The organism is Lentzea chajnantorensis, assembly GCF_054300775.1.
Genome location: NZ_JBSDZT010000002.1, coordinates 8,032,411 through 8,041,402 on the forward strand (window position 1 = coordinate 8,032,411; position 8,992 = coordinate 8,041,402).

General features: G+C 70.9%; 13 protein-coding genes. 3 read left to right on the forward strand and 10 right to left on the reverse strand.

Annotated elements, in window-relative coordinates; translation table 11 throughout:
* Positions 1 to 11: 11 nt before the first annotated feature.
* Genes ACVDFE_RS38430 through ACVDFE_RS38440 form a run of 3 tightly spaced genes read left to right on the forward strand, consistent with a single transcriptional unit; the run spans position 12 to position 1,047 of the window.
* On the forward strand, positions 12 to 290 hold the full coding sequence (locus tag ACVDFE_RS38430) for a hypothetical protein (protein WP_360397177.1): 279 nt from the start codon (positions 12 to 14) through the stop codon (positions 288 to 290).
* An 11-nt stretch (positions 291 to 301) separates the two neighbouring features.
* Complete coding sequence (locus ACVDFE_RS38435) at positions 302 to 652, forward strand: ArsR/SmtB family transcription factor (protein ID WP_065913762.1); 351 nt, start codon at positions 302 to 304, stop codon at positions 650 to 652.
* Entirely contained in the window at positions 649 to 1,047 is a 399-nt protein-coding gene (locus ACVDFE_RS38440) for a Fur family transcriptional regulator (protein WP_360397176.1), read from the forward strand. Before ACVDFE_RS38435 ends, ACVDFE_RS38440 begins: the two co-directional genes overlap by 4 nt.
* Positions 1,048 to 1,237: 190 nt before the next feature.
* On the opposite strand, the gene ACVDFE_RS38445 is transcribed toward ACVDFE_RS38440, so the two are convergent.
* The 10 genes from ACVDFE_RS38445 to ACVDFE_RS38490 form a co-directional block, all read right to left on the reverse strand.
* Positions 1,238 to 1,957 (reverse strand): TIGR03943 family putative permease subunit, encoded by a 720-nt coding sequence (locus ACVDFE_RS38445; RefSeq protein ID WP_458433861.1) that lies wholly within the window; start codon positions 1,955 to 1,957, stop codon positions 1,238 to 1,240.
* Complete coding sequence (locus ACVDFE_RS38450) at positions 1,954 to 2,964, reverse strand: permease (RefSeq protein WP_458433862.1); 1,011 nt, start codon at positions 2,962 to 2,964, stop codon at positions 1,954 to 1,956. The genes ACVDFE_RS38445 and ACVDFE_RS38450 overlap by 4 nt, the downstream gene beginning before the upstream one ends.
* Positions 2,961 to 3,380 (reverse strand): hypothetical protein, encoded by a 420-nt coding sequence (locus ACVDFE_RS38455; protein ID WP_458433863.1) that lies wholly within the window; start codon positions 3,378 to 3,380, stop codon positions 2,961 to 2,963. The genes ACVDFE_RS38450 and ACVDFE_RS38455 overlap by 4 nt, the downstream gene beginning before the upstream one ends.
* Positions 3,381 to 3,412: 32 nt before the next feature.
* The gene (locus ACVDFE_RS38460) at positions 3,413 to 3,811 is read right to left on the reverse strand and encodes a YbjN domain-containing protein (RefSeq protein WP_360397172.1); all 399 of its coding nucleotides are present in this window, start codon (positions 3,809 to 3,811) and stop codon (positions 3,413 to 3,415) included.
* Positions 3,808 to 4,626, reverse strand: a complete 819-nt coding sequence (locus ACVDFE_RS38465; protein ID WP_360397171.1) for an isoprenyl transferase — start codon at positions 4,624 to 4,626, stop codon at positions 3,808 to 3,810. Before ACVDFE_RS38465 ends, ACVDFE_RS38460 begins: the two co-directional genes overlap by 4 nt.
* 48 nt (positions 4,627 to 4,674) lie before the next feature.
* Positions 4,675 to 5,427 (reverse strand): DNA repair protein RecO, encoded by a 753-nt coding sequence (recO, locus tag ACVDFE_RS38470; RefSeq protein WP_360397170.1) that lies wholly within the window; start codon positions 5,425 to 5,427, stop codon positions 4,675 to 4,677.
* Positions 5,427 to 6,323: a GTPase Era gene (era, locus tag ACVDFE_RS38475; protein ID WP_360397169.1), complete on the reverse strand. Its 897-nt coding sequence runs from the start codon at positions 6,321 to 6,323 to the stop codon at positions 5,427 to 5,429. Before era ends, recO begins: the two co-directional genes overlap by 1 nt.
* A gap of 76 nt (positions 6,324 to 6,399) precedes the next feature.
* Positions 6,400 to 7,296 (reverse strand): PLL family lectin, encoded by an 897-nt coding sequence (locus ACVDFE_RS38480; protein ID WP_360397168.1) that lies wholly within the window; start codon positions 7,294 to 7,296, stop codon positions 6,400 to 6,402.
* Positions 7,297 to 7,340: 44 nt separating this feature from the next.
* Positions 7,341 to 7,691, reverse strand: coding sequence for a cytidine deaminase (locus tag ACVDFE_RS38485; RefSeq protein ID WP_458433865.1), 351 nt, complete (start codon positions 7,689 to 7,691; stop codon positions 7,341 to 7,343).
* Positions 7,684 to 8,973, reverse strand: a complete 1,290-nt coding sequence (locus tag ACVDFE_RS38490; RefSeq protein WP_360397166.1) for a hemolysin family protein — start codon at positions 8,971 to 8,973, stop codon at positions 7,684 to 7,686. Before ACVDFE_RS38490 ends, ACVDFE_RS38485 begins: the two co-directional genes overlap by 8 nt.
* Positions 8,974 to 8,992 lie beyond the last annotated feature (19 nt).

The window sequence follows — 8,992 nt, forward strand, 5'->3', positions numbered from 1 at the left end:
AGGATGGCACGGTGAACTCCAAGCGCCCTCTCCTGCCCGGCGACGGCCCGCTCGCCCGCGTGCGCCCGGCGGTGGCGTTCCTCGCCGTGCTCGCCCTGTTCGTCACGGGCGTCCTGGTCGGCGGCACGGTCGGCGCGGTGCTGCTGGGCGTCCTGATCGTCGGTGCCGTCGCCCTCCTGGCCGCCACCTGGAAGGTTCTTTCCCCAGCTCATCGCACGTTGCGCGTGGTGGTCCTGCTGGTACTCGTCCTCATCGCACTAGAATTGGTTCTGAAAATCCCTACCAGGTGAGGTGTGCCGCCATGACCGTCCAGCTGCACGGCGAGCACTCCCCCGAACGCGCGGCCCCCGCACCGCTGCCACCGCGCTCCGCGCAGACCCTGGCCGCGGCCGGCGACCTGCTCCGCGCACTCGCCGCTCCCGTGCGCATCGCCATCGTGCTCCAACTGCAGGAACACGACCGTTGCGTGCACGAGCTGGTCGAGGCGCTGGGCGTCGCGCAGCCGCTCATCAGCCAGCACCTGCGCGTGCTCAAGTCAGCGGGCGTGGTGCACGGCGAACGGCACGGCCGCGAGGTCGTCTATCGGCTCGTGGACGAACACCTGGCGCACATAGTGGTAGACGCTGTGACGCACGTCGAGGAGAAGTTGTGACCGGACTCAGGTCCACCAAGCAGCGCACGGCCGTCTCGAACCTGCTCGACCAGCTCGACGACTTCCGCAGCGCCCAGGAACTGCACGAGGAGCTCCGCCGTCGCGGCGAGGGCATCGGCTTGACCACGGTCTACCGCACCCTGCAGTCGCTGGCCGACGCGGGCCAGGTCGACGTGCTGCGCACGGACACCGGCGAGGCCATCTACCGCCGCTGCTCCGCCCACCACCACCATCACCTGGTGTGCCGCCACTGCGGCCGCACCGTCGAGGTCGAGGGCCCCGCGGTCGAGAAGTGGGCGGACCGGGTGGCGGCGGAGAACGGCTTCTCGGAGGTCTCGCACACCGTCGAGATCTTCGGAACGTGCGCGGAGTGCACCGCCAAGGGCCTCAAGTAGCCCACCGGCCCAGTGCACGCGGGGACCTTTCGTACCGTTGTGGGGTACGAAAGGTCCCCGCGTGCACTCGGGAACGGCCGCTCAGCTCTCGTAGGGCTCGGCCGACTCGGCCACCGGCTTAGTGCACGCGGGGAGCTTTCGTACCGTTGTGGGGTACGAAAGGTCCCCGCGTGCGCGCGGGAACGGACGGTCAGGACTCGTAGGGCTCGGCTGGCTCGGCCACCGGGTCGGACGACTCCACGGTGAAGCTCGGCACCCACGACGTCTGCTCCGACGCCGACTTCGGCACCACCTGGCCGGTCACCTCGACCCACTGCTCGTCGGGCAGCGCCGGCACGTCGCCGAGCAGCTTCACCTTGAGCGGGCGGGCGTCGGCGGCGCAGCACGAGATCGCGATGCGGGCCACGTACGTCGAGCCCTCCGCGCGGGTCAGGAAGCCGGTGAGCTTGACCTTGCGGCCGTCGAGCGTGCCGGACTCGTCCCACGCCGTGCGGGTGATGAACTCGGTCATCGACAGCGGGATGACGTCACCGGAGGGCAGCTCGCCGAGCAGGTTGCGGGCGCGCTGCGTCTGGTTGGTGTCGGCGGCAGAGCCCACGACGTCACCGCCCAGCGCGGGGGGCGAGATCAGGAACACGGCGAGCACCGGCAGCAGCAACAGCCACGTCGAACGCGACGAGTGCTCGTGACCGTGTTCGGCGTGGTCGTGGTCCGCGGCCTCGACCGGCCTGGCCGCGCGGATGTCGCGGACGATCGCGAACAGCGCCAGGCCGATCATGATCACGCCGCCCGCGATCAGCAGGGGCAGCAGGCCCGGCTTCACGTAGCGCAGGTACAGGCCCGAGAAGCTGATCTTCAGCAGCGCACCGCCGAGCAGGACCAGCAGGATGTTCTGGGTTTCCCGCCTCACAGCAGCACCACCCCGGTCAGGACCGCGCACAAGATCGCCACCACGAAGGTAGCGGGTGCGAAGCGGAAGGCGAAGGACCTGCCGAACGCACCCGCCTGCAGGGCGATCAGCTTCACGTCGACGGCGGGGCCGACGACCAGGAACACCAGGCGCGGCAGCAGCGGCAGCGCGGAGAACGCGACGGCCACGAACGCGTCGGCCTCCGAGCACAGCGCCAGCACGACCGCCAGGACCGCCATGACCAGCACGCCCAGCACGATCTGGCCGCCGATGGTCTCCATCCAGGCCACTGGCACGAACGTCTTGAACGCCGCCGCGAACAGGCCGCCGAGCACGAGGAACCCGCCGGCGTCGACCAGGTCGTGCCGCGCGCTCTCGGCGAAAACGGTCCACCTGTTGGCGCCGGTGTTGTCCTTCATGCGGGCCAGCGCCCGCTCCGCGATCCACTCGGCCTTGCCGAAGCGGACCCACAGCCAGCCCATGACCATCGCCGTGAGCAGCGAGCCGGCGAACCGCGCGACGACCATCATCGGGGTGTCGTTGAACGCCACCGCCGTCGAGACCAGCACGATCGGGTTCACGGCGGGGGCCGCGAGCAGGAACGTCAGCGCCACCGCGGGTGCCACGCCCTGCTGCATGAGCCGCCGCGCCACCGGCACCGACGCGCACTCGCAGCCCGGCAGCGCCACGCCCGCGACACCCGCGACCGGGACCGCCAGCGCCGTCTTCGACGGCAGCGCCCTGCGCAGCACCGAGGCCGGGACGAACGCCGCGATCGCGCCCGAGATCAGCACGCCCAGCACCAGGAACGGCATGGCCTGCACGCAGATGGCGACGAACACCGTCGAGGCGGTGCGCAGCTTCGGCACGTCGAGCAGGTCGACGAGCCGGGACTGGAAGAGCAGTGCGAGGACGAGCACCCCGCACAGCACCTCCAACGACGTGATCTTCAGCCGAGGCGGGCCGGAGCGGCGCTTCGGCGAGCGGATCTCGCCGGTGATCGTCATTCCGCGTCCAGCAGCCTGCGGTAGGTGCGCTCCATGCCCGCGCGGACCTCCTCGGGCGAGGGCGGCTCCGCGAACTCGGCCTCCTCCTCGACGAGCTCCTCGTCGTCGAAGTCGACCGCGGTGCCGTTGACGGTGTCGTCCTCGGCCTCGTCCTCCTCGGCCGCGGCTTCACGCAGGTCCTCGATCGTCGCGATGACGTCGGCCGCGCTCAGCGCCGGCAGCATCGGTGCGACGACGGCCAGCACGCCGCCCTCGGTGTCGTCGAGCGCCACGGCCTCGGCCAGCGCCACCGCGTGGTCGCGCTCGTAGGGCCCGCAGATGAAGGAGTCCCACTCCTCCCCGCCGGACGGCTCGAACGTCACCGTCCACGGGAACTCGTTGACCTCGGAGTCCTCTTCCGGCTCGTAAATGATCACGCCACCCATGGAAGGGGTTCCTTTCTGAAAAGCTAGGAGAAGCGGGACAGCAGCTCGCCGCGCACCTGCGACGCGGTCGAGACGACGAGCATGAGCAGCGTGCTCAGCGGCTCGGGCTTGAGCCCGTCCGCCGGGAACGCGTACCGCAGCATCACGTCGACACCGCGCTGGGACGCGATCACGCCGAGCGTGCCGAAGAGGCCCTGACCAGCGCGTTCCGCCACCCAGACGGCGGCGTCGGCCGGCAGGTCCCACGCGACGACGCACGTCAGCGAGAGAACGGTCAGGCCGTCGGCCAGCTCCATGCCCTGCACCGCGCACGGCACGTCGCCGTGGCGGAAGCTGAGCGCGCCGTCGTCGTCGACCGCGACGTCGTGGAACAGCTCCAGCGCCTTGCGGGCGGACTCCAGGGCGTCACCTGTGGCGTTCACGAGACCTCCGAGTCGGGCTTGTCGACCGCACCACCGAAGCGCCGGTCGCGCTCGGCGAACTTCTCGCAGGCGCGCCACAGGTCGCGGCGGTCGAAGTCGGGCCAGAGGATGTCCTGGAACACCAGCTCGGCGTACGCGGACTGCCAGAGCATGAAGTTCGAGGTGCGCTGCTCGCCGGACGGCCGGATGAACAGGTCCACGTCCGGCATCTCGGGCTGGTACAGGTAGCGGGCGAGGGTCTTCTCGTCGACCTTCTCCGGGTTGAGCTGCCCGGCGGCGACCAGCCGCGCGATCTCGCGGGCGGCGTCACCGATCTCGGCGCGGCCGCCGTAGTTGATGCACATCGCGAGGTTCAGCCGGTCGTTGTCGCGGGTGCGCTCCTCCGCGACCTCCAGCTCCTTGATGACGCTGCGCCACAACCGCGGCCGGCGTCCCGCCCAGCGCACCCGCACGCCCAGCTCGTCGAGCTCGTCGGTGCGGTGGTGGATCACGTCGCGGGAGAAGCCCATCAGGAAGCGGACCTCTTCCGGGCTGCGGCGCCAGTTCTCCGTGGAGAAGGCGTACAACGACAGCCACTTCACACCCATCTCGATCGCGCCCTTGGCGACCTCGACGACGACCTGCTCACCGCGCTTGTGGCCCTCGACCCTGGACAGGCCGCGCTGGTTGGCCCAGCGGCCGTTGCCGTCCATGACGATCGCGATGTGCTTGGGCACGAACTCGGCCGGGATCGCCGGGGGCACAGCGCCGGACGGGTGCGGCTCCGGCGGGCGCGGCACGCGCTTCTCAGCCTCGGCACGACGTCGACGCAGCATTGGACCAGGCATCCTCTCGGGCGAAAACCGTTGTCGGTAGGCGCCACATTAGCCTTCGTCGGCACGGGCCTTGCGCTCGACCAACGGCAACGACCGCAGCTGCCGCTCCAGGTGCCACTGCAGGTGCGCCGCGACCAGCCCACTCGCGTCACGGCGGGCCAGGTGCGGAATCCCGTCGACCACGTCCCACTGCCCGTGCAGCAACGCGGACAGCAACGACAGCGTGTCGCTCGACGGCGACGCGGACCCCGGCGGACGGCAGTTCGGGCACACCGACCCACCGGCCTGGACGCTGAACGCGCGGTGCGGACCGGGGTCACCGCACTTCGCGCACTCGTTGACCGCGGGCGCCCACCCGGCGAACGACATCGCCCGCATCAGGAACGCGTCCAGGACCAGCGACGGATCGCGCTCAGCCGCCGCCAACGCCCGCAGCGCGCCCGCGACCAGCAGGTACAGCCGCACGGCCGGTTCGCCCTCTTCGGCGGTGAGCCGGTCGGCGGTCTCCAGCACCGCGCACGCGGCCGTGTAGCGCTGGTAGTCGTCCACGATGCCCACGCCGAACGCGTCGAGCGTCTGCACCTGCGTGACGATGTCGAGCGAACGGCCGGGGTGGAACTGCGCGTCGACGTGGCAGAACGGCTCCAGCCGCGCGCCGAACTTCGACGTCGTGCGGCGCACGCCCTTGGCCACGGCGCGCAGCTTGCCGTGCCGCTGGGTCAGGAAGGTGATGATCCGGTCCGCTTCACCGAGCTTCTGCACGCGCAGCACGATCCCGGTGTCGCGGTACAGGTTCGCCATCAGAAGCCCAGGCGGCGCAACTGCTTCGGGTCGCGCTGCCAGTCCTTGGCGATCTTGATGTGCAGGTCCAGGTACACGCGGGTGCCCAGCAGCGCCTCGATCTGCTTGCGCGCGGCCGTGCCGACCTGCTTGAGCCGCTCACCCCGGTGTCCCAGGATGATCGCCTTCTGCGACGGCCGCTCCACGAACACGAACGCGTGGATGTCGATCAGGTCGTCGCGGCCCTCGCGCGGCAGCATCTCCTCGACCACCACGGCGATGGAGTGCGGCAGCTCGTCGCGCACGCCCTCCAGCGCGGCCTCGCGGATCAGCTCGCCGACCAGCGTCTGCTCCGGCTCGTCGGTCAGGTCGCCGTCCGGGTACAGCGGCGGGCCCTCCGGCAGCTTGCCCAGCAGCAGGTCACCGAGCTTGTCGACCTGGAAGCCGTCGACCGCCGACACCGGGATGATCTCGGCGAACTCCATGACCTTCTGCAACGCGAGCAGCTGCTCCACCACCTGCTGCTGCGACACCAGGTCGGTCTTGGTGACGATGCCGACCACCGGCGTGCGCTTCGCGACCTTCTCCAGCTCGGCGGCGATGAACTTGTCGCCCGGCCCGACCTTCTGGTCGGCCGGCACGCAGAAGCCGACCACGTCGACCTCCGACCACGTCTCGCGCACCAGGTCGTTCAGGCGCTGACCCAGCAACGTGCGCGGCCGGTGCAGCCCCGGCGTGTCCACCAGCACCAGCTGGCCGTCCTCGCGGTGCACGATGCCGCGGATCGTGTGCCGGGTCGTCTGCGGCTTGCTCGACGTGATGGCGACCTTCGTGCCCACCAGCGCGTTCGTCAGCGTCGACTTCCCTGCGTTCGGGCGGCCGACGAAGCACGCGAACCCGGAGCGGTAACCATCCATCCCGCCATTGTCCCTGGGACCGGCAACGGGGTTGTCGCCGGTCCCGGGATCTGCTATTCCACGCCGCACACGACCGTCAGGACCAGGCCTTCTGGTGCACCGCGCTGTCGTTGCCGGTCACGAAGGCGTCGATGCGGTTCGGGCCCCACGACACCGCGGCGGCACCGGACGACAGCACCCCGCCGTGCCACTCCCACGCGTGCCAGACCGTGTCGAACGCCTTGTGGTAGAGCGAGTTGTCCGTGCCGCGGGCGAACACGTCGAGCCGGCCGGGCGCCCACGACGCGACACCCGGTGCCTGGTCGATGCCCCCGCCCAGCGACTCCCACGACCCCCACACGCCGTTGTCGGCCCACGTGTGGTGCAGCGAGCTGTCGGCGCCCTTGGCGAACACGTCGACCCGGTTCGCGTCCCACGACACCGCCGCGGGCGTCGAGGCCAGGTCGCCGCCCAGCGCGGTCCAGCCCGACCAGGTGCCGTCGGCGAAGCTCTTCACGTGCAGACCGGTGTCCCCGGCGCCGCCGCGGCCAACGGTGAACAGGTCGAGCCGGCCGGGACCGCGCGACGAGATCGCCGCGCCGTAGCGGTACGTGCCGGTGTCGAGCGTCTCCCACGGGCGCCACACGCCGTCGTAGACCAGCCGCTGCACCCCGCCCGCGGCGTCACCGGCCACCACGTCGATGCGGCCGGGACCCCACGCCACCGCGGACGGCGAGGTCGTGAGGTAGCCGCCGAGCGACTCCCAGTCGTGCCAGCGGCCGTTCTCGTACACCCGGTGCCGCAACGCGTAGTCGGTGCCCACGGCGAACACGTCGAGCCGGCCGGGACCCCACGTCGTGACGGCGGGCGTGCCGTACACCTGCCCGCCGTGCCCGGTCCAGTCGCTCCAGGCCGCGTGCGCCACCGGCCCGGACAGGAACAGCGTGCCCGCGGCGATCGCGAGCACGCTGAACAAAGCGGTCAAACGTCTCATCCGCACTTCCCCCTCGTACCAGGCGGGCTCCCCCGCCCACGGGGTCAGCGCACCACGTCCGCGACCTCTCCGGCCGAAGTTGCACGAAAAACCGGCGCAGTTGCCGCGAGATCCCGCACCGCCGCCACGGACGCCTCGTCCAGACCGCCCGCGTCGGTCACCACGACCGCCGCCTCCAAGCCCTCCGCACCGCTCGACACCGCAGCCGCGACGGCCGCCTGCAGCGCGGTGAGCCGCAACGACGGCAACGACACCGTGGACGCGTTGTAGGTGCGCCCGTCCAGGTCGCGGACCGCGGCACCCTCCGCCGCACCGTTGCGCGCACGCACCGACCGCGCGAGCGTGACGAGCTTCGCGTCCTCGGCACCCAGGCCGTCGACACCGACGTCAGTCATCCTTCTCCTCCTGGTTGGGCAGCGGGCGCACCAGCACCGTGGTGACCCGGATGCGGCCGCGTTCGTCCTTGCCGCCCTCCGCCCGCATGCGCAGACCGGCGATCTCCGCCTCCGTGCCGGGCAGCGGCACCCGGCCCAGGCGCTGCGCGAGCAGGCCGCCGACGGTCTCCACCTCGTGGTCGTCGAGCTCGGTGCCGAACAACGCGTCCAGGTCGTCGACCGGCAGCCGCGCGCTCACCCGCACCGTCCCGTCGGGCAGGTGCTCCACCGGCGGGCGGTCGTCGGTGTCGGACTCGTCGGTGATCTCGCCGACGATCTCCTCGAGGATGTCCTCGATCGTCAGCAGCCCCGCCGTGCCGCCGTACTCGTCGACCACGATCGCCATGTGCCGCCGCGACAGCTGCATCTCCCGCAGCAGGTCCGCGATCGGCTTCGTGTCCGGGATGAAGCTCACCGGCCGCATCAGCTCGGCGACGTGCTCGGGGTTCTCGTCCTCCGCGAGCGTCGCCCGCATCAGGTCCTTGAGGTTCACCACGCCCAGGATGTCGTCGACGCTCTCCCCGATCACCGGCACGCGGGTGTAGCCGGTGCGCAACGACAGCGCGAGCGCCTGCCGCAGCGACTTGGCCTGCTCGATCCACACGATCTCGGTGCGCGGCACCATGATCTCGCGGGCGATCGTGTCACCCAGCTCGAACACCGAGTGGATCATCTCCCGCTCGCCCTCGTCGACCACACCGCGCTCCTGCGCCATGTCGACGAGCTCGCGCAGCTCCACCTCGGAGGAGAACGGGCCCTCGCGGAACCCCTTGCCCGGCGTGATCGCGTTGCCGATCAGGATCAGCAGCTTCGACAACGGCCCCAGCACCCGGCCGAGCTGGCGGACCGTGCCCGCCGCGGCCAAGCTCACGCCGTACGGGTGCTGACGGCCGATCGTGCGCGGCCCGACACCCACCAGCACGTACGACACGACCAGCATGCTCAGGCACGAGTACAGCGCCGCGAGCCAGTCCTCCTCGACGTACTGCAGGAACACGCCCGTGACCAGCACTGTCGCGGACAGCTCGCAGAACAGCCGCAGCAGCAGCAACAGGTTGACGTGCCGCGGCCGGTCGTTGAGCACCTGCAACAGCTGGCCGGTCCCCCACCGGCCCTGCCGTTGCAGTGCTTCCACCCGCGCACTCGACACGGTGCCCAGCGCGGCGTCAGCACACGCGAACAGGCCCGCGGCGAGCACGAGGACGACGGCCAGCAGCAGGAGACCGGCAGGGCTCTCGCTCATTCTCAGTCTCTCTTGGCGC

Bases quoted from the DNA above. Each gene is read 5' to 3' on its own strand.
- ACVDFE_RS38435 (WP_065913762.1), top strand. From the start codon at position 302: ATGACCGTCCAGCTGCACGGCGAGCACTCCCCCGAACGCGCGGCCCCC.
- ACVDFE_RS38450 (WP_458433862.1), bottom strand. From the start codon at position 2,964: ATGACGATCACCGGCGAGATCCGCTCGCCGAAGCGCCGCTCCGGCCCG.
- ACVDFE_RS38465 (WP_360397171.1), bottom strand. From the start codon at position 4,626: ATGCTGCGTCGACGTCGTGCCGAGGCTGAGAAGCGCGTGCCGCGCCCG.
- recO (WP_360397170.1), bottom strand. From the start codon at position 5,427: ATGGCGAACCTGTACCGCGACACCGGGATCGTGCTGCGCGTGCAGAAG.
- era (WP_360397169.1), bottom strand. From the start codon at position 6,323: ATGGATGGTTACCGCTCCGGGTTCGCGTGCTTCGTCGGCCGCCCGAAC.
- ACVDFE_RS38480 (WP_360397168.1), bottom strand. From the start codon at position 7,296: ATGAGACGTTTGACCGCTTTGTTCAGCGTGCTCGCGATCGCCGCGGGC.
- ACVDFE_RS38485 (WP_458433865.1), bottom strand. From the start codon at position 7,691: ATGACTGACGTCGGTGTCGACGGCCTGGGTGCCGAGGACGCGAAGCTC.
- ACVDFE_RS38490 (WP_360397166.1), bottom strand. From the start codon at position 8,973: ATGAGCGAGAGCCCTGCCGGTCTCCTGCTGCTGGCCGTCGTCCTCGTG.